This is a genomic window from Streptomyces sp. NPDC086777, from assembly GCF_040702065.1.
In the GTDB taxonomy this organism is placed as follows: Bacteria; Actinomycetota; Actinomycetes; order Streptomycetales; family Streptomycetaceae; genus Streptomyces.
Window position 1 is genome coordinate 150,845 of the sequence record NZ_JBFBJI010000004.1, and the last position, 19,898, is coordinate 170,742.

Annotated in this window: 21 protein-coding genes; 14 read left to right on the plus strand and 7 right to left on the minus strand. The window is 72.0% G+C overall.

Annotation, left to right across the window (positions count from 1 at the left end; translation table 11 throughout):
• Window positions 1-38 precede the first annotated feature (38 nt).
• Both AB0472_RS07525 and AB0472_RS07530 read left to right on the plus strand, forming a co-directional pair.
• A complete protein-coding gene (locus AB0472_RS07525; protein ID WP_366354247.1) occupies window positions 39-890 on the plus strand; it encodes an aldo/keto reductase in 852 nt (283 codons plus the stop codon).
• A gap of 514 nt (window positions 891-1,404) precedes the next feature.
• Window positions 1,405-1,626 carry a hypothetical protein gene (locus tag AB0472_RS07530; protein WP_366354249.1) on the plus strand — a complete coding sequence of 74 codons (222 nt, stop codon included), beginning with the start codon at window positions 1,405-1,407 and terminating at the stop codon, window positions 1,624-1,626.
• A 454-nt stretch (window positions 1,627-2,080) separates the two neighbouring features.
• Here the strand turns inward: AB0472_RS07530 and AB0472_RS07535 are convergent, their stop codons facing one another.
• Entirely contained in the window at window positions 2,081-2,728 is a 648-nt protein-coding gene (locus AB0472_RS07535; RefSeq protein WP_366354251.1) for a hypothetical protein, read from the minus strand.
• A gap of 148 nt (window positions 2,729-2,876) precedes the next feature.
• Between AB0472_RS07535 and AB0472_RS07540 the strand changes: the two genes are divergently transcribed.
• A complete protein-coding gene (locus AB0472_RS07540) occupies window positions 2,877-3,521 on the plus strand; it encodes a hypothetical protein (protein WP_366354253.1) in 645 nt (214 codons plus the stop codon).
• Window positions 3,522-3,673: 152 nt separating this feature from the next.
• On the opposite strand, the gene AB0472_RS07545 is transcribed toward AB0472_RS07540, so the two are convergent.
• On the minus strand, window positions 3,674-4,639 hold the full coding sequence (locus AB0472_RS07545; RefSeq protein ID WP_366354254.1) for a DUF1152 domain-containing protein: 966 nt from the start codon (window positions 4,637-4,639) through the stop codon (window positions 3,674-3,676).
• 87 nt (window positions 4,640-4,726) lie between these two features.
• Window positions 4,727-6,013, minus strand: a complete 1,287-nt coding sequence (locus tag AB0472_RS07550; RefSeq protein WP_366354256.1) for an alkaline phosphatase — start codon at window positions 6,011-6,013, stop codon at window positions 4,727-4,729.
• A gap of 315 nt (window positions 6,014-6,328) precedes the next feature.
• Between AB0472_RS07550 and AB0472_RS07555 the strand changes: the two genes are divergently transcribed.
• Window positions 6,329-6,541 carry a hypothetical protein gene (locus AB0472_RS07555; protein WP_366354257.1) on the plus strand — a complete coding sequence of 71 codons (213 nt, stop codon included), beginning with the start codon at window positions 6,329-6,331 and terminating at the stop codon, window positions 6,539-6,541.
• A 113-nt stretch (window positions 6,542-6,654) separates the two neighbouring features.
• Here AB0472_RS07555 and AB0472_RS07560 read toward each other — a convergent pair whose 3' ends face one another.
• Complete coding sequence (locus tag AB0472_RS07560) at window positions 6,655-6,930, minus strand: hypothetical protein (RefSeq protein ID WP_366354259.1); 276 nt, start codon at window positions 6,928-6,930, stop codon at window positions 6,655-6,657.
• Between the two features lie 245 nt (window positions 6,931-7,175).
• Here AB0472_RS07560 and AB0472_RS07565 point away from each other — a divergent pair, with 245 nt between their 5' ends.
• The gene (locus AB0472_RS07565) at window positions 7,176-7,304 is read left to right on the plus strand and encodes a hypothetical protein (RefSeq protein WP_366354261.1); all 129 of its coding nucleotides are present in this window, start codon (window positions 7,176-7,178) and stop codon (window positions 7,302-7,304) included.
• On the opposite strand, the gene AB0472_RS07570 is transcribed toward AB0472_RS07565, so the two are convergent.
• Window positions 7,294-7,878, minus strand: a complete 585-nt coding sequence (locus tag AB0472_RS07570; RefSeq protein WP_366354263.1) for a TerD family protein — start codon at window positions 7,876-7,878, stop codon at window positions 7,294-7,296. The genes AB0472_RS07565 and AB0472_RS07570 overlap by 11 nt on opposite strands.
• Before the next feature lie 272 nt (window positions 7,879-8,150).
• Between AB0472_RS07570 and AB0472_RS07575 the strand changes: the two genes are divergently transcribed.
• The gene (locus tag AB0472_RS07575; protein ID WP_366354659.1) at window positions 8,151-9,431 is read left to right on the plus strand and encodes a serine/threonine-protein kinase; all 1,281 of its coding nucleotides are present in this window, start codon (window positions 8,151-8,153) and stop codon (window positions 9,429-9,431) included.
• A 30-nt stretch (window positions 9,432-9,461) separates the two neighbouring features.
• Here the strand turns inward: AB0472_RS07575 and AB0472_RS07580 are convergent, their stop codons facing one another.
• On the minus strand, window positions 9,462-10,700 hold the full coding sequence (locus AB0472_RS07580) for an acyltransferase (RefSeq protein WP_366354265.1): 1,239 nt from the start codon (window positions 10,698-10,700) through the stop codon (window positions 9,462-9,464).
• Between the two features lie 192 nt (window positions 10,701-10,892).
• Between AB0472_RS07580 and AB0472_RS07585 the strand changes: the two genes are divergently transcribed.
• The 6 genes from AB0472_RS07585 (at window position 10,893) to AB0472_RS07610 (ending at window position 16,087) form a co-directional block, all read left to right on the plus strand.
• Window positions 10,893-11,183, plus strand: a complete 291-nt coding sequence (locus AB0472_RS07585) for a hypothetical protein (RefSeq protein ID WP_366354267.1) — start codon at window positions 10,893-10,895, stop codon at window positions 11,181-11,183.
• Between the two features lie 128 nt (window positions 11,184-11,311).
• Window positions 11,312-12,142 carry an ANTAR domain-containing protein gene (locus tag AB0472_RS07590; RefSeq protein ID WP_366354269.1) on the plus strand — a complete coding sequence of 277 codons (831 nt, stop codon included), beginning with the start codon at window positions 11,312-11,314 and terminating at the stop codon, window positions 12,140-12,142.
• A gap of 128 nt (window positions 12,143-12,270) precedes the next feature.
• A complete protein-coding gene (locus AB0472_RS07595) occupies window positions 12,271-12,885 on the plus strand; it encodes a DUF1326 domain-containing protein (RefSeq protein WP_366354271.1) in 615 nt (204 codons plus the stop codon).
• Window positions 12,882-13,640 carry a DUF2182 domain-containing protein gene (locus tag AB0472_RS07600; RefSeq protein ID WP_366354273.1) on the plus strand — a complete coding sequence of 253 codons (759 nt, stop codon included), beginning with the start codon at window positions 12,882-12,884 and terminating at the stop codon, window positions 13,638-13,640. The genes AB0472_RS07595 and AB0472_RS07600 overlap by 4 nt, the downstream gene beginning before the upstream one ends.
• Before the next feature lie 277 nt (window positions 13,641-13,917).
• On the plus strand, window positions 13,918-15,273 hold the full coding sequence (locus AB0472_RS07605) for a beta-1,3-glucanase family protein (RefSeq protein ID WP_366354274.1): 1,356 nt from the start codon (window positions 13,918-13,920) through the stop codon (window positions 15,271-15,273).
• Between the two features lie 154 nt (window positions 15,274-15,427).
• Window positions 15,428-16,087, plus strand: a complete 660-nt coding sequence (locus tag AB0472_RS07610; protein ID WP_366354276.1) for a zinc ribbon domain-containing protein — start codon at window positions 15,428-15,430, stop codon at window positions 16,085-16,087.
• Here AB0472_RS07610 and AB0472_RS07615 read toward each other — a convergent pair.
• On the minus strand, window positions 16,076-16,768 hold the full coding sequence (locus AB0472_RS07615; RefSeq protein ID WP_366354278.1) for a GNAT family protein: 693 nt from the start codon (window positions 16,766-16,768) through the stop codon (window positions 16,076-16,078). The two genes, AB0472_RS07610 and AB0472_RS07615, sit on opposite strands and share 12 nt — an antisense overlap.
• 143 nt (window positions 16,769-16,911) lie before the next feature.
• Here AB0472_RS07615 and AB0472_RS07620 point away from each other — a divergent pair, with 143 nt between their 5' ends.
• Both AB0472_RS07620 and AB0472_RS07625 read left to right on the plus strand, forming a co-directional pair.
• Window positions 16,912-18,096: a permease gene (locus tag AB0472_RS07620; protein ID WP_366354280.1), complete on the plus strand. Its 1,185-nt coding sequence runs from the start codon at window positions 16,912-16,914 to the stop codon at window positions 18,094-18,096.
• A gap of 223 nt (window positions 18,097-18,319) precedes the next feature.
• Window positions 18,320-19,864, plus strand: a complete 1,545-nt coding sequence (locus AB0472_RS07625) for an adenosine deaminase (protein ID WP_366354660.1) — start codon at window positions 18,320-18,322, stop codon at window positions 19,862-19,864.
• Window positions 19,865-19,898: the final 34 nt, after the last annotated feature.

Sequence of the window (19,898 nt, forward strand, 5' to 3'; positions counted from 1 at the left end):
CTCCCCCCTCCCACCCGCACAGCAAAGGACTTCCGCTCATGCAGTACGTGACCTTGAACAACGGCATCGAGATGCCGCTTCTCGGCTTCGGCGTCTACCAGATCCCCGCCGAGGACACCGAGCGCGCCGTCTCCGACGCGCTGGCCGCCGGGTACCGCCTGCTGGACACCGCCGCCGCGTACGGCAACGAAGAGGCCGTCGGTCGCGCCATCCAGTCCAGCGGCATCGCCCGCGAGGACCTGTTCGTCACCACCAAGCTGTGGGTGCAGGACGCCCCCGCCGAGGAGAGCACCAAGCGGGCCTTCGAGACGTCGCTGCACAAGCTGCGCCTGGATTACCTCGACCTGTACCTGATGCACCAGCCCTTCGGCGACATATACGGCCAGTGGCGCGCCATGGAAGCCCTCAACCGCGAGGGCCGCACCAGGGCGATAGGGGTCGCCAACTTCTACCCCGACCGGCTGATCGACCTGATCGTCAACAACGAGATCACCCCGCAGGTCAACCAGATCGAGACCCACCCCTTCTTCCAGCGCACCGACTACCAGGCCCTGATGCGCGAGCACGGGGTGCAGATCCAGTCCTGGGGCGGCTTCGCCGAGGGCAAGAACGACCTGTTCACCAACCCGCTGCTGGCCGAGATCGGCAAGGAGTACGGCAAGTCGGTCGCCCAGGTCGTGCTGCGCTGGCTCACCCTGCGCGGCGTCATCGCCATCCCCAAGTCCGTGCGCGCCGAGCGCATGGCCGAGAACATCGACGCCTTCGACTTCGAGCTCACCGACGACCAGATGGCGCAGATCGCCACCTTGGACACCGGCAGCTCGCTGTTCTTCGACCACCACGACCCCGAGATCGTCACCTGGCTCGCCAAGCGCCGCCTCGACGCCTGAAGCGGACAGACCCCGAACAGCGCCGGCCCGCACAGGGCAGCAGAACTGGGAGCCATCTGGGAGCCAACCCGCTCCCCAAGCCCCTTCGAGACCATCCGAGACCATCCGAGACCATCGCACCCCAATGCCCTGACCAGGCAGAACAGCAAACCGCCCGGTGGCGATCATGACCGGACCGCATTCGGGACGAAGAGGTCGTGGGTTCAAATCCCGCCACCCCGACAGCCGAAACAGCAGGTCAGGCGCCTACTCATGCGAGTAGGCGCCTGGTTTGTCTCGGGGCTGCGTGGCGAGGGCCGGGGTGCAGCGAGACATGTGCGCGCCTGGTCGGTCGGGGCGCCCGCCACGTCGTCGGACGCAGGGTGAACCGGTGTGGTCGGCGACGGATGCCTACGGGCCAATTTCGCCGCACCAGGTCTCGAAACCGCAGGTCAGCAGGGTGGACGGGATGTCCCCGGCCACATGTGTGCCGACGGCCACAGCGACCAGGGCGCGTATGGGCGCATACTGAGCCATGACAAAGCCTGCTGCGCCGAAGCGTCATCTGCCCACCAGCCCCTTCAAGGCCGCGGTCACACCGGCTCCCAAGCACTTCGCCGTGGGGGACCAGGTCACCCACGACATGTACGGCCTCGGCCGAGTCGTCGGCATCGAGGGCGGGGTCGCGGCGCTCGTGGATTTCGGCTCGGCGCAGATGCGGATCCTGAGCCCGTACGCCAAGATGACCAAACTGTAGGACCGTTGTGCCCGGTCACGGCACCCCCAGGCCCCCTCAGGGGGCTTGTACCGAAAGAGAGTCCTCTCATCGATCTGACGTCGCTGTTCTCCGCCCCGGAAGGGCAACCCCGCTGCTCCACCGCGGCATCGCCGCCTCCGTCGGCCAACCCCTTCCAGGCCCCTGACTTCGGGGAAGACAAGACCTCGCCGCTCACAGACGCGCAGGAGCCCGCCTCGGGCACACGTACGGAGCGGCCCGACGCGGCCTAGCTCCGCGAACGACGGTGGCTGCGGCGGCGCCCATAGTGTGCGCAGTGCGCCGTGGCACGGCAGTTGGTGCCTTGAGTCGCCGTGTTCGAGGGCGGTCGTCGCGACGGTGCGTGGGACCAGACGGCCGGGACGACGCCGACCGTCCGCACCCCCGGGACCAGTGGGTGAGGTTGTCGGCGCCCGGTGCCGCTCGATCGCGGCCTCTATGGCCTGGTGGGTCCGGCCGCCGGGGCGCGTCGTCGGCGCAGGAGATGCCCTGCGGGCCGCCACAGGGCGAAGGCCAGGCCCAGGCCGAGCGGGATCTGCAGGATCTGCTGGATCACCGGAGGCCCGGGCTTGTCCCCCCGCCTGAGCGGGGCACGGCCCCGCGGATCGACGGTCACCGCGTAGGTGCCGCCCACCACCCACCTCCAGCCCATGAGGCCGGTCTCCTCGATCGGAGCCAGCGGTGGGCCGTCGATGACGGTGACGGTGTAGAGGTGGGCGCTGTCGCCCATGCCGTCGCCGGCGGACCACCGGATCTGTCGGACCCTGACGTGTTCGGTACGCCCGTGCTCGTGCAGTACCTGTTGATCCAGCTCCAGGTTCTGCAGGAACAGCATCCCGAGAAGGCACACCGCGCACAGCAGCCACCTGATGTCCAAGGACCAGCAGGTGCACAGGAGCACGGAGCCGAAAAGGACCGCCGAGGCGCACAATGCGTCGATCCATGAGGCGTGCGCCCCGAAAGCCGTGCGCGTGAGCAGACGCACGACCGCCCACAGCGCCAACGCGGCGCCGGTGCTTGCGGCGCCTGCCGGCACCCGCCGGCCCACGCCTGTCTCCCCTTCGCCTGCTTCGTCCGTGCTCACCCTCACCCCTATGCGCGCCGAAAACGCCGACCTGGTGGTGCACACGCTTCAATGTATGGATTGTTCAACGATCCTTCAATAGGATGGTTCTACATCCAGCTGTCTGCTCGCGCATGCGGAACGGTAACCAACCGAAGGGCTGCGGAAGATGAGCTCGTATCAGTTCGAACAGATCGACGACAACGGGCGGATCCTGTTCAGCGACGACCCCGCGCTGTGGCCCGAAAGCGTGCTGACGGGCCTGGAGACCGCGGAGGCCGCGGTCACCCTCGATCCCGCGTCGACGCGTCACATGCCCACGGCTCTCTTCGAGTTCAGGCATGCCCTGGGCGTGGGCCACTTCGGGTACATCGAGCCGAAGGGAGCCTCGCGTGACGGGATACCCGAGGAACCGCAGATCGAAGGCGCCGTCCTGTTCGGCATGAGGCGCCTGCCGCCCGAGCCCGAGCTCTCCGACCTGCGCGCGATCCCCGGCTGGGAGCTGCACGAGACACCCGATGAACAGCCGAAGCTGGCGCAGCGCTTCGGATACACCTACTCCCGGCTGGAACTGCGGACACCCGACGGCGAGATCTACTCCCGGACCTGGGTCGCGCACGACCCCGAGTGGGTGGCCGCCGCCCTGCGTCACGGCTACGTCGTGTGCCTGTGCGGCGTGGAACTGGGGATCCGCGCACCGTACGCGATGACCGCCGCGCAGTTCACCCCGGGCATGCGCCGCGCATACTTCCGCAGCGGATGCGCACTGGGTCTGACCATCGGCGGGCTCGTCGCCTACGTCAACCACCGCTGACCCGCACCACCGAGCCGGCGATCCGGCGATCCGGCGATCCGGCGATCCGGGCCATGCCGCCGAGCGGTTCCTGGCACCTGTCAGGTCTCGGCGTTGGCGGTCTTCGGCGCCGTTTCCCTGCGCTCGGGCGGGCCGGCGGAGGGGGTGGGGGATCAGTGCGGGAATGCTCGTGGCGGGCGCTGGCGGGGCAGGGTGGTGCGGAACCGGTCGATCGCCGAACTCACCTGACGCATCAGCGAAGTCCCTTCCAGCAGGGCGAGGTAGAGGTTGCGGCGGGCCAGTCCCGGAAGGTCGACGCAGAAGTACAGGGCCATCAGCGGGTTGACGAACAACTCGCCGCCCTTGGTCCTCTCCGTGAACCGGACGTCGCCGAAGTCACCGCGCACCGCGGCGGCCACGGAGCCGTTCACGATGCTCGGGTGGCTCGGGGTGTGGCGCTGGGCGTGGGCCACCGCGTCGAGGTAGAGCGCACCCTCCCGCGCCGCCCCGAGCAGCGAGAACGCCCCGAGATAGGCGCGGTCCCGGTCCAGGGCGGCGAGGTTCTCCAGGACGAGCGAGTGGTTCACACCGTGGTACGCGTCCACCCCGAAGCCGAGGCAGGCCACCAGCCGGTGCGGGACCTCGTCGAGCCCGCTCACGGCGGCCAGGCTCGCCATGTCCTCCTCCGGGGTGCCGAGCCCGTGTTCGTCGCCCCGCATCAGGATGTCGGTCCCGCCGTCCACCAGCACGACCGCGTCGACACCGCCGAGATGTGTGATCAGCGTCCGGTACGCCGCCCGCAGCGGAGCGACCCCGATGCGCGGGAACGCGTACACGGTCGACGGCAGATCCCGCGTCGCGAGCCACTGGGCCAGCGTCCGTTCGGGAAAGTAGTCGCCGCGCAGGGAGGTGTCGGGGCCGACGGCCGCGACGTCCTGGTCCACCCACACGTCGAGGTCCAGGCCGTACAGGTCGGCGAAGGACAGGTTGGCGAGGTGCACCTCCTTGCCCGCCGACCGCAGGGCGAGTGCGAGCGGCAGCCCGGCGTACACGTCGAAGCCGCCGCCGGCGCCGGCGATGAGCACCCGCCGCGCGTCGCGCAGCCGGGTGAAGAAGGCGGGTTCCCCCAGAGAGATCACCGCAGGACGCTAGCAGCAGGGCGGGCCGGTACGACGGCGGAGCCCCGGGGCACGACCGCCCCGGGGCTCCGCCGTTCGGCGCGTCGTTCAGTGGCGCGTCAGGGCCTGGCGCAGCACGTCGTACACGTAGGTGTTGGCGTGCTTGCCGGTGAAGCGGTCGGACAGCGGGCCGGCCGCGGTGACGGGCACGTCCACACCGGTGTGGCCGGACGTGGTCCAGTCGATGTAGAAGCTCTTGTCGCTGCCGCGGATGCTGAACGGGCCGTCCTCGGCGGAGATGCCGGTGCCGGACTCGTCGGTGGCGTCCGTGTCCTCGACGGCCAGGCCGCCGGTCTCGTGGTCGCCGGTGACGACCAGCAGGGTGTCGGGGTGGGTGGCGACGTAGGCACGGGCCACGGCCACCGCCTTCTCCAGTTCCTGCATGGACTGCAGGACGCGGGTGCCGTTGTTCGAGTGGGCGAACTCGTCCACCCCCTCTTCCTCGACCATGAGGAAGAAGCCCTTCTTGTTCTTGTCCAGCGTGCTCAGCGCCTTGCTCGTCATGGTGGAGAGTCCGACGACCGGGCTGTACACGTCGCCCTGGCCCTCGGCGCGCTGCTGGAACATCTCCTCGTTGGCGAACAGGCCGAGGAGCTTGCCGCCCTTGGCGCGGCTGAGCTGGTCCGCGCTGGAGACGTAGGAGTAACCGGCCTTCTTGGCCTTGTTGATGAGGTTGCCCTTGGTGCCCTTGCTCGCCTCGGACGGGTCCTCGGCGGGCTGGTCCTTGAAGGCGCCGGCGCTGCCCGCGGGCAGCCACCAGTCCTCGCCACCGCCCAGGATGACGTCGGGCTTGCTGACCTCGATGTACTGGCGGGCGATCTCGTCCTGCGCCGAGCGGTTGGCGGTGTTGGCGAAGAACGCCGCCGGCGACGCGTCGGTGACCTGTGCGGTGGTGACCAGGCCGGTGGCCTTGCCGGCCGCCTTGGCCTGCTGGCCGAGGGTGGCCAGCGGGTTGCCGTCCACGTCGACGCTGATCGCGCCGTTGTAGGTCTTCTCGCCGGTGGCCCACGCGGTCGCCGCGGCGGCCGAGTCGGTGACGACGGCCTTCGGGTCGTCCGGGTCGGTGGTCAGCTGGCCCGAGGTGGGGAGCTTGTCCATCGCGAGCTGGCCGCCCATGCCGGCCAGGTGCAGGCGGGCGGCCTGACGGGCGGCCGCGCCCATGCCGTCGCCGTTGATGAAGATGACGTTCTTGGCGGTCGGGGTCTTGGCCGACGCCTGCGGGACCGAGGCCGACGCGCCCGGCGTCGGGTTGACCACCATCGTCACGACCACCGCGGCGACCGCGGCGGCTGCGGGAGCGGCGAACCGCCGAGCCCTACGAACATCCAGGGACACAACGTCCTCCGTTACTGTTCTTGCCCATTGCTTGACCGCGAACATAAGTTCCCTTTGGGAGATGTTGACCAAGAACAGATGACCAGCACATGGCGAGATCGCCACCGGCAGGTGAAGGCGCAGGCCCCGCACTTGTCCGGACAGGTCGCCCGGTCGGACAGGGAGGCAGGCAGGCAGGGCCGGTGCCCCATCCGGCCGGGGACCCGCACCCGACGGCGGTGTCACCCGAATGGCGGAACATGACGTGCCACCCATTTGGGTGAAGATCAAGCTGGCTGATGCCCCGGCCGAGGCAATCCGTGCAAGGGGAACCGCATGCGCATTCGGCGAATCCTCGCCGCCGTCATCGCCACGGCAGCCCTCGCCGGACTGGGCCTCACAGGCGCCGCCTCCGCCACCGCCGCCACCCAGGGCGCGCGGTCGTACGTCACCCCCTCCCCGTGCAGGCAGGGCGGCGGAACGCCCGCGATCAACGAGGCGGGCAACTACTGCAAGGGCGGCACGCACAACGGGGAGCAGGTGGACTGACCCCGGCCCCGGGAGGCGCTCCACAGCCACGCGCCCCGCAGCCGCGGGCCCACAGCCATGCGCTCCGCAGGCCCGCGCCGCGGGGCGCTCCCGCGGGCGGCGCCTCTCGGCGACTAACGCGGTTCGTGGGCCGCCGCCCTGCAGGCTGCGGTCGCGGCGCCGCCCGCCGCTCCGGCACCGGTCAGCCCGGTCACACAGCTCTGCAGGTCTCCGGACACGCCACGGCCACAGGCCGCTGTGACGGAGTCGGAGGCGGTGGCACCGGCCAGTTCGGCCATCTTCGTGCACGCGGGGATGTCCGCGCGGGCCGCGGGAGCGGCGAGGACCACGCCACCGAGGGCGAGGGTCAGGCCGGTGAGGGCACCGGCGATACGGGTCGACGTGTGCATGGGACGCACCTGCCTTCCGGGTCGGGCGCGCGGTCCCGGTCCCGAGCGGGCCGGACCCACGCGGTGAGGCCGCCGGACGACGGCCGGGGGGAGGCGCCCTCCGGTCGGCGGGCCGGGAGGGCCCCGGGGGACGGCCCACCCTCGGGCCTCCGCCCACGGGCCCCCACTCCAGCGTCGCATCCCCTCCCCCGCCCGTCCTGTCCCCGAGAGCGGGTGGAGACTCGGCACACGGGAGAGGACGTACCGTGGCCGCTGCCGATGCCCTGGTGGAGGTTCTGGCCGCGGGCGCCCGGGAGTTCACGACGAACTGGGCGCCGGACGGCGAGGGCGGCCGGACCGCGCCGGACGGCGGGGCCGGCCGGACTACTTGCTGACGGCGAAACGCATCAGGGCGTGTTCGTCCCCCTGCTTGATCTTTCCCGTCACGTTGATCACCTCGAGCTTCCAACCGGAGCCGACCCGCTGCGCCTTGGCCACGGCGCACCCGTTGTCCTGGGTGAGCAGGCTCGGCCAGATGTCGGCGACCTGCTGGGAACTGCCACCGGTCGCGTCGTAGACCTTGAAGCTGACGTTGCGCGCCTTCTGGAAGGAGCTGCCCTTCTTGTACGCGGCGGCCACGAAGACTATCGACGTGATGTTGGGCGGGATCCGGGCGAACTCGACGGTCACCGTCTCGTCGTCGCCGTCTCCGCGGCCGGTCTGGTTGTCGCCGCTGTGGACCAGCGAGCCGTTGCCCATGGGGTCGAGCGAGTCGAGACCCGCCAGGCGCACCGGGTCAGCGCCCTGCATGGCGATGGCGATCAGATCGAGGTCGGTGCCGCTCTGGCGGCGCAGCCTGCCCAGCACGCCGCCGCTGCTGCCGGCGGTGGGATCCCACGAGACCCCGATGGACAGGTGGGTCACCCCGTCCAGGTCCGCCGGGCCGTCTTCCTTGGTGAGTGTGATCATGTGTGGCTCATCCTCGTGGCAAAGGGACTTCAACACGCAGAGTCTGCCTGGCGTCCTCGCGGTTCCGCAGGACGGGGCCACGGGCATGCTTTGCACACAGTCGCACCCGTTTCGCCGCCGGCGTGGTGCGGCCGGACGACGGAACCCGCAAGGGAGCCGCCGGCCCGCCGGTAGAGTGAGGAAGCTGCGGCATCCCAACCAACACCCGTTGCCCTACAGGGACATGGCCGACAGCGGTCGAGTCGTCTCGCTGTGTGAGGGTGAAGCAACAGGTGCTGATAGCGGGCCGGTACCGGCTGGAGACCGCCATCGGGCGAGGCGCGATGGGAGAGGTCTGGCGGGCGTACGACGAGATGCTCGGCAGACCGGTGGCGGTCAAGCTCCTGCTCGCCCAGAACACCGATCCCACCGCCGCCGCCCGCTTCCGCCTGGAGGCCCAGACCGCGGGCCGCCTCCAGCACCCGCACGTGGTCGGCGTCGTCGACTTCGGCGAGCAGGACGGCCGGCTGTTCCTGGTGATGGAGCTGGTCGAGGGCGACAGTCTCCAGCGCGTGCTCGCCCAGGCGGGACCCCTGCCGGCCGAGGACGTCGCCCGTGTCGCCGCCGAGGCGGCCGCCGGGCTCGCCGTCGCACACGAACAGGGCATCGTGCACCGGGACATCAAACCCGGCAACCTCCTGCTCGACGCCGTCGGATCCGTGAAGATCGGCGACTTCGGCATAGCCCGCTTCATGGACGACCCGGCAGGCGGGCTCACCGCGACCGGTCAGATCGTCGGGACCAGCCTGTACATCGCCCCCGAGCGCGCCCTGGGCCAACCCGCCGGGCCGCCGTCCGACGTCTACTCGCTGGGCTGCGTGCTGTACCAACTGCTCACCGGGCGCGTGCCGTTCCACGCCGAGAGTGCCATCGCCGTCCTGCACCACCACCTCGACACGCCCCCCGTGCCGCCGCGCGAACTGGGCATCGCGCTGCCGCCGGCCTTCGAGAACTACCTGCTCGGTCTCCTCGCCAAGCGGCCCGAGGACCGCCCCACGGCGCGCCGGACGGCCGAGTGGTTCGCCACGGGCTCCTGGCGAGGACGCCCCGAACCCCTCCCGGCGGTCGCACCGCACCGTGCACCGGAGCCGCCTGCGAGCACCCTGGCGGCACTCCCGGGGACCCGGTCCGGTGCAGCCATGCCGCCCGCCTCCGTCACCACCTATGCCTTCCCGTCCGCCGCGGGCGCCGCGCCGGCCCACCGGGCCGGGCGTCGTCAGCGGACAGGCGGCGGCGCCCTCTCGACGCGCCGGGCGAGGGCGCTGAGCGCTCTCGCCGCCGTGGTGATCTTCCTCGGGGCGCTGCTGCTCGGCATCGCGTGGTTCTCCCCCGACCAGAGCTCGGCCGACACCCCACCGGCGGACCGGACGCAGAGCACGAGCCCGGCCCCGCAGACCCGCACCGGCAGGAGCGACGGCCCGGCCGGGAAACCGGAGGCCCCCAAGGGGAAGGACGCCCCGAAGGAGAAGGACGCCCCGAAGGGGAAGGACGAGCGCGGCGACGGCAAGGACTGAGCCCGCGCCGCGTCCGGACGCCGGGCCGTCTCAGGCCGCCGCGACGACAGCCGGCTCGGGCCGGCGCGCGCGGACCCGGCCGCGTCGCAGCAGGGGCCGTTCGACGAGGGCGTACGAGGCGAGCGCCGCGAGGAGGGTCACCGCGAGGCCCGCGAAGAGCAGCCGGCCGCCGCGCACTCCGAGGTCGGAGAGCAGCCGGATGAGGGGGTAGTGCCACAGGTACATCCCGTAGCTGAGGTTGCGCCCGATCCAGGCCGGTACCGCCAGCGCCAGCAGGCGGGAGAGCCATGCCCGCGGGCACAGTTCCAGGGCGGCCACCACGCAGGCGGACAGCACGGCGGCGGCCAGGAAGCCGGCGGTGTACCAGAGGGGGTTCCATCCGCTCGGCCCGGTGATCGGGATCTGCCAGACGATCAGTGCCAGCAGGGCGAGCGCGGGCCAGCACAGCCGTCCCGCCCACCGGCGCAGCACCGCCAGGCGGGGGTCGTCGGCATGCAGCCGGGCCAGCACGAGGGCCAGCAGGGCGCCGACGAGCAGCTGGTCGGCGCGGGTGTCGGGCCCGTTGTAGATGCGGTGCGCCGCCGTGGGATCCCAGAGCACCGTCCGCCAGATCACCGGCAGGACGCAGAGCACCGCCACCCAGCAGAGCACCACCCGTACGCGTCCGCGCCGCAGCAGAACCAGCAGCAGGAGCGGCCAGGCCAGGTAGAACTGCTCCTCCACCCCCAGGGACCAGGTATGGCCGAACGGCGCGGTGAGACCCGAGTACGCCCCGGGCTCCCCGGCCCGTACGAGATTGACCGCCGAACCCGCGGCGATCGCGACCGCCGTCCACACCCCGCGGAACAGCGGCAGTGCGAACGCCACGGCCAGCACGGCGGTGACCGCGCACATCACCAGCAGGGCCGGCATCAGCCGCAGCCACCGCCGCCGGTAGAACGACCACAGCCCGATACGACCGGTACGGGCGTACTCCGCGACCAGCAGCCGGGTGATGACGAAACCGCTGATCGTGAAGAACACGTCCACGCCCACCGAGCCGCCGGGCAGCGGGTCGGGCAGCACGTGGTAGACGATCACCAGCACCACCGCGACGGTGCGCAGTCCGTCCAGCCCCGCCACCCGCCCGCCACCACGCAGCGCCGACGAGAAGCCGCGCCCGTCGCCTCTCCCCCGTTCCGCCACCGCGGGGGCCGGAGGGGTGGCGGCCCGCGTGTCCGGGCCCGGCTCCGTGGCCTCGGTGGTCGTGCTCCGATAGAGGGTGCTCATGACGGCTGCGTCTGCCCGCGCGCCGCCGGATCACACGGATCCGGTCTCGCCCCTGCCAGGTCGCGGGCGGCGGAGCCCACGGTCGAGTATCCCGTGTGCCGGTGCTGAGCACGCGTACTCATGAAGCGCCGGTCGCCCTCCGCCAGCCTTGTCCGCACACCGACCGAGCACATCGCTGAAGGAGCTTCCACCATGGGTATGCGCACGCGAGCCGCTGTTCTCGCCGTCGGCCTGGCCTGTGCCGCCGGGCTGCTGTCCGCCTGCTCGTTCTCGACGGCGGACGCCATCTGCAACACCGGGGAGGACCCGGTCATAGCGGTGGGCAGCACCGCCGGTGCCTGCGTGAAGACCGGCGAGGCCGCGCCGAAGGGGTACCTGCGCTACCCCGCGGGGAAGGTGCCGCAGCACGTCGGGGACAAGTGGGACACGTACTGGGAGTCCCACACCCTCGACAGGAACGGGAACATCGTCCCGGCCCCGTAGCCGGTCCGTGCCCCGGCGTCCGCGGGCCCCCGGCGAGTGAGGTGGCGTGCACCACAGGCGGACATGCCCGCGAGGAACGCGGGAAGACGTGCGGTACGCGGGGGTGTGTCGGACCAGGAGTTGCGTAGATGACCGAGAATTCCGCTGCGCCCGGGCTCCGTCCGGGAGAACGCGGGCCCGAGGACGCCGAGCAGCAGGCGATCGACGCGCGGAACAGGAGGCTGGCGCGTGCCGGTGTCGCCCGGGCCGAACGGCTCCTCGTCTCCTCGTACCGGCTCTCCTCGGAGCAGGAGGCGTTCGACCTGCTGCGCGACGCCTCCCAGCGCTTCAACGTCCGACTGCACACCCTCGCCGAGACGGCCGTACACCTGCCCGCCCCGCGGCCGGGTACCTCCAGCTGGGTGCCGGACCGGCCGCGCCCGGCCGCCCCGCCGCTGCCCGTCCTGCGCGCCGGCGAGCGGCGGCTGGCCGACGACAGTGGCGTCCTCAAGACCGCCCTGCAGCGCACCCTGCACATCACCGGGGCCGAGATGGGCAACGTGCAGCTGGTGCAGAACGGGATGCTGCGCATGGAACACCACACCGGGCTGAACCTGCGCTTCACCGACTACTTCACCTTCGTCGGCCCCTCCACCACCTCGTGCGCGCAGGCCGCGGAGCAGAGCCGGCAGGTCACGGTCGGGGAGGTCGCCACCTCCGACGCCTTCGACGAGGTCTCCCGGCGGACGATCCTGCAGACCGGCAGCCGCGCCTGCCACAGCGCCCCGCTGCTCAGCCCGAGAGGCACCGTCATCGGGATGATCTCCTCCCATCACGACCGGCCCCTGCGCCACCTCGGCGCCGCCCAGTCGGCGGCACTCGACCAGCTCGGCAGGCAGGTCGGCCGCTGGCTGGTCTGGCACCGCAACACCACGGTGATCTCCGCCCTGAACCACCTCCACGCCACCGCCACCCGCTGACGCCCCCGGCACCGCCCGCCGCTGATCTGCGCGACAGGGGCCGTCGGGAATAGCCTGAGGAGGAGAGCGGTACCGGGACACAACGGGCCCTCCAGTGGCGTTCCTCTCGCGGAAGGGGAGGTGGAGTCATGCCCTGGAACCTGAACGGCACCTACCTGGAGAGTTGCAACTGCGACGTGGTCTGCCCCTGCACCACCTCCGGTCTGACCGCGCCGGCCGACCGGGAGCGCTGCCAGGTGACCTTCGCGTTCCACGTGGACAGCGGGAGCGTGGACGGGGTGGACGTCTCCGGCCGCAACGTCGCCGTCTTCGTCGACGCCCCCCGGGTGATGGCCGACGGCGGCTGGCAGATGGCCGTGTATCTCGACGCCTCGGCCGACGACAGCCAGGCGGAGGCCCTGGGCAGGGTGTTCTGCGGTGAGGCCGGCGGGCCGATGGCGGTTCTCGCGCCGCTCGTCGGCAAGGTCCTCGGCGTGGAGCGGGTGCCCATCGAGTACCGCGACGACGGCCGCCACCACATGGCGCGGGTGGGCGACGTCATCGACGTCGAGATCGAGGACCAGGTCGCCCCGCAGTTCGGCGAGGACGGCCCGGTCATGCACCTGACCGGCATGTTCCACCCGGCGAACAGCACACTGGCCATCGCCCGGTCCGCCCGGGCGAGGGGCGGTGGCGTCTACGGCCGGTCCTGGGACTTCTCGGGTGGCAACGGGCACTCGGCGCCCTTCGCGTGGTCCGCGTGACCGGTCGGCCGGTCACCGTCGGCAGCGGGGCGGCCCCCGCCGGACTGCTGCTGGTCGCGGCGGGCGCCGCCTGGGTCTGGGTGGTGACGCGCGGCAGCGGCATGCCGGCGGTGCCGGGCACGATGGGCCTGGGCCTTCCCGGCTTCCTGGCCGTGTGGACCCTGATGGTGGTCGCGATGATGCTGCCCGGCACGGCGCCCGTCGCGGCGCTGTACGCGCGTACCATCACCGCGCACCGGACGCCGCGCATGATCGTTTTCACGGCCGCCTACCTGTTCGTCTGGGCCGCGGCCGGGCTGCCGGCGTACGCGCTGGCCGCGGGCCTGGGCCGGGCGGGGGGCCTGCCCGTCGCGGCGGGTACCGCGGTCGCCGCGGCCGTCTTCCTCGTCGGCGGCATCTACCAGCTCACCCCCCTCAAGGACCGCTGCCTGGCGAAGTGCCGCTCGCCGGTCGGGCAACTGTTGCGCTACGCCTCGTACCCGGGGCGCTCGCGTGATCTGCGGGCCGGAGCCCACCACGGAGGCTTCTGCCTGGGCTGCTGCTGGTCGCTGATGGTGCTGCTGGCGGCGTTCGGGGTGATGAACCTGTGGGCCATGGTGGTCCTGACCGCCGTGATCACCGCGGAGAAGCTGGCTCCGGCCGGCCACCTGATCGCCCGTCTCGTGGGGGTCGCCTCGATCGCCCTGGCCGTCGCCGTCTTCTGGTTCCCGGGGCTGGCTCCCGGGCTCGTCGGCGGCGGCATGGCCGGCATGTGAGGACCGGTACGGAAAGGTCCGTACCGGATGCGTCAAGGGTTGTAGGAGCGGTCCGGGTCCGGGCCGTTCGCGTGGTCGGGAACCGAATGCGACGGCCGGCCGGTGCGCGGCACCGGGGCCGGGATCAGCGATGTGTGCGCCACGGGGCCGCAACGCGATTGATTTCGGCTTCAGTTGTTGACGGCGGCCGGGGACGGGTCTACAACCCGAGGGAGCGCTCTCACATCTGCCGTTGCTCCATCCCCACGCACGCCGAACCGGCCTGAGGAGACTTCGCATGCAGAGTTCCGCCCTCGCACCCACCCGCAGACCACCGGCCGCCGCCCTACGCCCACGCCTGGCCCTCGGCCTGGCCGTCGCGCTGATAGCCGCCTTCTTCGCGGTCCTCGCCCCGTCGCCCGCGCACGCGGCCGACCAGTTGCTGTCCCAGGGCAGGCCCGCCACCGCCTCCTCGACCGAGAACGCGTCCTTCCCCGCGAGCGCGGCCGTCGACGGCAACACCGGCACCCGCTGGTCCTCGGCCTTCGCCGACCCGCAGTGGCTCCAGGTCGACCTCGGCTCCGTCCAGCAGCTCAGCAGCGTCACCCTGACCTGGGAGGCCGCCTACGCGAAGGCCTTCCAGATCCAGACCTCCACCGACGCCACCAACTGGACCACCGTCTACTCGACCACCACCGCCACGGGCGGCACCCAGAACCTGACCGTCAGCGGCAGCGGCCGCTACGTCCGCCTCTACGGCACCGTGCGGGGCACCCCGTACGGCTACTCCCTGTGGGAGTTCCAGGTCTACGGCCCCGGATCCACCACCCCGCCGGACGACTTCTGGGGCAGCACCGGCGACATCCCCGCGGCGCACAACGCCGTCGAGGTGAAGATCCTCAACCGCACCAACGGCAAGTACCCCGACAGCCAGGTGTACTGGAGCTTCAACGGCCAGACGCACTCCATCGCCGAGCAGCCCTACCTCGACATGCCGGCCAACTCGGCAGGCCGCATGTACTTCTACCTGGGCTCACCGACCAGTTCCTACTACGACTTCATCGAGTTCACGGTCGGCGACAACGTCTTCAACGGCAACACCACCCGGGTCGACGCCTTCGGCCTGAAGCTGGCCATGCGGCTGCACGCCAAGGACGGTTACGACACCGAGGTCGGCGAGAACCGGCAGACCTTCGCCGAGGACCGCGCCACCACGTTCCAGCGGTTCATCGACTCGGTGCCGTCCCAGTTCGACGTACTGGCGCAGACCCAGGCCCCGTACCGGATCATCGCGCCCGGCAGCGACCCGAGCTTCCGCGCGGGCGGCGCCAACGCCAACTACTTCACCTCGTACGCCCAGTCGGTGGGCGTGAACGCGGCCACCTCCGATATCTTCGGCTGCGCGGCGTCCCTGGCGGCCGACCCGAACACGTGCGCCGCCCTCAACCGGCACGTCGCCACCCTGCCGGCCTCCCAGCAGTCCGACCCCACCCGGTTCTACACGGCGGCACCGGCCAACTACTACGCCAGGTTCTGGCACGACAACGCCATCAACCACCTCGCCTACGGCTTCCCCTACGACGACGTGGCGGGCCAGTCGTCCTTCATCTCGCACGCCGACCCGCAGTGGCTCCTGGTGGCGGTCGGCTGGTAGCCGGTCCCGCCGAGCGGAGCCGTGGCCCGGGGCAGCCGTCCCGGGCCACAGTTCTGGCCATGGCCCGAACTCGGCTGCTTTGGCCAGAACCAGTACCGTTTCCGCCTGCGTCGTACGGCATGTGTGCCGATGGCCTGACCTGTGGGGGGACCACATGAGCGCCGAGATCTACTTCAGCAACAACTACCGGGACCTGTGCGAGCGGAACGGGACCGGTGCCGGATTCCAGTTCGAGTTCTCCTGCTCGCGCTGCTACGACACCTGGCGCTCGCCGTTCGAGCCCTACACCGGGGAGCGGGCCGCCACCTGGCTGCGCAAGGGGGTCGACGTGGCCTGGGGGATGCTCGGCCGTACCGGCACCGGGCTGACGTCGGCGGCCGACGGGCTGGCGGGGGCCGGTTACGGGCGCTCGCGCGACGAGGCGTTCCAGCGGGCGATCGACAACGCGCAGGGGCACTTCAACCGCTGCGCCCGCTGCACCGACTACGTGTGCGGCCGATGCTGGAACGCGGCCCAGGGCCTGTGCCTGCGGTGCGCGCCGGACACGGCCGCCGAGGCGATGGCGGCCCAGCAGCGCGGCCTCAACGACATGGCCTCGCAACGGGCGTACGCGGCCGGGCAGCAGGCCGGGCAGGGCTACGACCCCAGCACGCCCCGCCAGCTGGTCTGCCCCCGGTGCCGGACCGAGACGCACGGCGCCGCCTTCTGCTCGGGCTGCGGCCACCGGCTGGCCCAGTCCGAGCAGTGTGCCTCCTGTTCCGCGGTGGTGCCGGACGGGGCGGCCTTCTGCCCGGGGTGCGGCTCACGCAGGTAGCGGAGCGGCCCCGGGGCAGCGGGTGGGCGGGGCCGTCGTGGTGCGCTCCAGCCAGCGGGCGTCGATCTCGCGGCCGTCGGGGAGGGTGTGGCGTGGCGGTCCGTCGGCCGCCACGAAGCCGGCCCTCGCCAGGGCCCGGCGGCTCGCGGTGTTCGCCGGTTCGTGTCCCGCCCGCACCGTCCGCAGTCCCAGGTGGCCGTGGCCGAGGACCGCGGCGGCCCGGAAGAGTTCCGCGCCGAGCCCCTGGCCGCGCGCCGCGGGCGCCAGCCAGCCGCCGATCTCCCCCGTGCCGGCGTGCACCCCGGTGAAACCGGCGTACCTGCCGTCGTCCAGACGCACGCCGACCAGGAACTCCTCCTCGCCGGCGACCGGTTCACAGGCCCGGTCCAGCAGGTTCCTGAGGAACCCGGATCTCCGCAGGGCCTCGGTGTCGCCGGGAACCAGCCGGAGTACGGCGTCGCGATCGTCCGCGTCGGCGACGACGCGGTCGCCCCAGCCGAGCCACCGCTGGGCCTCGGGGTCCGAGGCGGCGGCCGCCGCGGCGACGAGGTCCAGAGCGTTCTCCGGGGTGTACAGCAGCAGCCGCTCGGTGCGCAGGGTGTGCCGGCCGTGCCGGCACGGGCCGGGCAGCGGGAGCCTCGGGGCGGCCGTCCGCCCGCGGCGCAACCGTGACCAGACCATGCGACTCCCCCCAGGACCCTCGTGACCGACGCGGAGTCTACTGCCCCCGACGCCATCACCCCGATGCCGTGACACCACTGGCCCATATACCCTCCGGGGGTATATAAACAGAGGGTCACGGTCGGCTGCGAAGGGCGGACACCATGCATGCGGTCGGGCACGCGCTCTCCATCGCCGGGTCGATGACCTGGGAGATCACCTGGGCGCTGATCCTCGGCTTCACGCTCTCCGCGGTCGTCCAGGCGGTGGTGCGCCGGGAGACGGTGGTACGGCTGCTCGGGGACGACCGGCCCCGTACGCTCGCGCTCTCCGCGGGGTTCGGCGCCGCCTCCTCGTCCTGCTCCTACGCCGCCGTCGCACTCGCCCGCTCACTGTTCCGCAAGGGCGCCGACTTCACCGCGGCCATGGCCTTCGAGATCGCCTCCACCAACCTCGTGATCGAACTGGGCGTGATCCTGGCCCTGCTGATGGGGTGGCAGTTCACCGCGGCGGAGTTCGTCGGCGGCCCGGTCATGATCGTCGTCCTCGCCGTGCTCTTCCGCGTGCTGCTGCGCGAGCGGCTGCTGCGTCAGGCGCGGGAGCAGGCCGAGCGCGGGCTGGCGGGCTCGATGGAGGGGCACGCGGCGATGGACATGTCCGTGGGCGGCGAGGGCGGTTTCGTCCGGCGGCTGTTCTCCCGGGACGGGTTCACGTCCGTCTCGCACATCTTCGTCATGGAGTGGGCGGCGATCCTGCGCGACCTGGTGGCGGGACTGCTGATCGCCGGGGCGATCGCCGCCTGGGTACCCGACGACTTCTGGCAGAGCTTCTTCCTGGCCGGCCATCCGCTCGCGGCGAAGCTGACCGGGCCGCTGATCGGTCCGGTGGTGGCCGTCGTGTCGTTCGTCTGCTCCATCGGCAACGTGCCGCTGGCCGTGGTGCTCTGGAAGGGCGGCATCAGTTTCGGCGGCGTCATCGCGTTCATCTACGCCGACCTGCTGATCCTGCCCATCCTCAACATCTACCGGAAGTACTACGGCGCTCGGACGGCCGCCTTCCTGCTGGGCACGTTCTACGCCTCGATCGTGGTGGCCGGCTACGTGGTGGAGTTCGCCTTCGGCGGCCTGGGGCTGATCCCGGACCAGGCCGACGCGAAGATCCCCGACGAGGGGATCAGCTGGAACTACACCACGTACCTCAACATCGCCTTCCTGCTGCTGGCCGCCGCGCTGGTCGTACGGTTCCTGCGCACCGGCGGCCGGGCGATGCTGCGGATGATGGGGGGTGCGCCGGACGACGGCGAGCAGGGGGAGGCGCACGCGCACGGACACCTGCACGGCGCCGACTGAGGGGGCGCCGACCGGGTGGCTCTGCGGTGCGTGCCGCGTGGCTGTCCGGCCACGGCCGGGCCGACTTGATGATCATCGGTCCGTGACGACCTACGACGGCGCTCGCACCGCCGGCCACCCACGCCGCACGGCGCCCGCCGTCGCAGCCGCCTCCCCGCGCCGGGGCCCCGCCCGCGCCCTCGCCGCGGCCCTGGTCCTGTCCTGCTGCTCCCTGCTGACCTGCCTGCCGGCCGCACCCCCCGCGGCCGCGCTCCCCCGCGCCGCAGCCGTCCCGCGTCCGCCGACCGATGCCGAGGCCCGCACGGACGCGTACCTGGCATCGCTGCGGGCGGCGGGCCCGGACCGTTCCCGGGACCTGCGCAGGTTCTTCCTGAAGCTGCCCAAGGGCGGCGACCTGCACAACCACCTCTTCGGCGCGGTCAGGACCGAGTACCTGATCGGGCTCGCCGCCGGGGACGGCCTGTGCATCGACACGGCGACGCTGACGGCCGTCGTACCGCCCTGCGGCCCCGGCACCCGGCCGGCCGCCGACGCCCGCGACGACCGAGACTTCCGCGAGGCGGTCCTGCGGGCCTGGTCCATGGACGGCTTCCCGCCGGACCGGAGCGGCCACGACCATTTCTTCGCCACGTTCGACAAGTTCGGGCTGGTGCCCGCGCTGCACCCGGGCAAGGTGCTCGCCGAGGTCGCCGACTCGGTGGCGGCGCAGCACCAGTTCTATCTGGAGACCATGGTCAACCCGGCCTCCGACCGCGCCGAGCAGCTGGCCGACGAGGTCGGCTGGGACCCCGACCCGGCCGAGATGTACGCACGGCTGATGGCGGGCGGCCGGCTCGACCGGGTCGCCGCCAAGGCGCGCCGGGCCACGGACGACGCCGAGGCCGGGTTCCGGACCGAGGCCCGCTGCGGCACCGGCCGGCCCCGCCCCGGCTGCCGGCTCACCGTGCGCTACGTCTACCAGGCCTTCCGCGGCGAGTCGCGCGCACGCGTCTTCACCGAGCTGGCCCTCGGCATGCGGCTCGCCGAGACCGACCCCCGCTTCCTCGCCGTCGACCTCGTCCAGCCCGAGGACGGGCCCGTCGCGCTGGCCGACTACACCGTGCAGATGCGCATGGTGCGGTTCCTGCACACGGTCTACCCGCGGGCCCACGTCACCCTGCACGCGGGCGAGTTGAGGCCCGGCCCGGTCGACCCCGAGGACCTGCGGTTCCACATCCGGGAGGCCGTGGACATCGCCGGCACCGAGCGCGTCGGCCACGGCGTCGACCTCCGCCACGAGGACGACTGGCAGCGGACGGCCCGCACGATGGCCGCCCGGCAGACCGCCGTCGAGGTGCCCTTCACCAGCAACGCCCAGATCCTCGGCGTGCGCGGCGCCGCGCACCCCTTCGACACCTACCGGGCGTACGGGGTACCGGTCGTCCTGGCCACCGACGACCCCGGTGTCTCCCGCACCGACATCAGCCACGAGTACCTGTACGCCGCCGAGACGTACGGCCTGACGTACCCGGAGCTCAAGGACCTGGCCCGGGCCTCCCTGCAGTACGCCTTCCTTCCCGGGGACAGCCTGTGGCGGGGCAACCCCACCCGGGACGGCTACCGTCCGGTCGCGGCCTGCGCCGGGCAGCTTCCCGGCAGCGGGCGGGCGCCGGACGCGGGGTGCCGGGCGCTGCTCGGCGCGAGCGCGAAGGCGGCGGTGCAGTGGCGTGCGGAGGCCGCGTCGGTGGCGTTCGAGCGGACCTTCGGCCGGGCCGCGTCACGCCCCTGAGAGCAGGGGCGCGACGGGCCGGCCGCCGGCTCTG

What these genes read in the sequence shown, in the direction of transcription:
- AB0472_RS07525 (WP_366354247.1), top strand. Translation starts at nt 39, where the DNA reads ATGCAGTACGTGACCTTGAACAACGGCATCGAGATGCCGCTTCTCGGC.
- AB0472_RS07530 (WP_366354249.1), top strand. Translation starts at nt 1,405, where the DNA reads ATGACAAAGCCTGCTGCGCCGAAGCGTCATCTGCCCACCAGCCCCTTC.
- AB0472_RS07540 (WP_366354253.1), top strand. Translation starts at nt 2,877, where the DNA reads ATGAGCTCGTATCAGTTCGAACAGATCGACGACAACGGGCGGATCCTG.
- AB0472_RS07555 (WP_366354257.1), top strand. Translation starts at nt 6,329, where the DNA reads ATGCGCATTCGGCGAATCCTCGCCGCCGTCATCGCCACGGCAGCCCTC.
- AB0472_RS07560 (WP_366354259.1), bottom strand. Translation starts at nt 6,930, where the DNA reads ATGCACACGTCGACCCGTATCGCCGGTGCCCTCACCGGCCTGACCCTC.
- AB0472_RS07570 (WP_366354263.1), bottom strand. Translation starts at nt 7,878, where the DNA reads ATGATCACACTCACCAAGGAAGACGGCCCGGCGGACCTGGACGGGGTG.
- AB0472_RS07580 (WP_366354265.1), bottom strand. Translation starts at nt 10,700, where the DNA reads ATGAGCACCCTCTATCGGAGCACGACCACCGAGGCCACGGAGCCGGGC.
- AB0472_RS07585 (WP_366354267.1), top strand. Translation starts at nt 10,893, where the DNA reads ATGGGTATGCGCACGCGAGCCGCTGTTCTCGCCGTCGGCCTGGCCTGT.
- AB0472_RS07590 (WP_366354269.1), top strand. Translation starts at nt 11,312, where the DNA reads ATGACCGAGAATTCCGCTGCGCCCGGGCTCCGTCCGGGAGAACGCGGG.
- AB0472_RS07595 (WP_366354271.1), top strand. Translation starts at nt 12,271, where the DNA reads ATGCCCTGGAACCTGAACGGCACCTACCTGGAGAGTTGCAACTGCGAC.
- AB0472_RS07605 (WP_366354274.1), top strand. Translation starts at nt 13,918, where the DNA reads ATGCAGAGTTCCGCCCTCGCACCCACCCGCAGACCACCGGCCGCCGCC.
- AB0472_RS07610 (WP_366354276.1), top strand. Translation starts at nt 15,428, where the DNA reads ATGAGCGCCGAGATCTACTTCAGCAACAACTACCGGGACCTGTGCGAG.
- AB0472_RS07615 (WP_366354278.1), bottom strand. Translation starts at nt 16,768, where the DNA reads ATGGTCTGGTCACGGTTGCGCCGCGGGCGGACGGCCGCCCCGAGGCTC.
- AB0472_RS07620 (WP_366354280.1), top strand. Translation starts at nt 16,912, where the DNA reads ATGCATGCGGTCGGGCACGCGCTCTCCATCGCCGGGTCGATGACCTGG.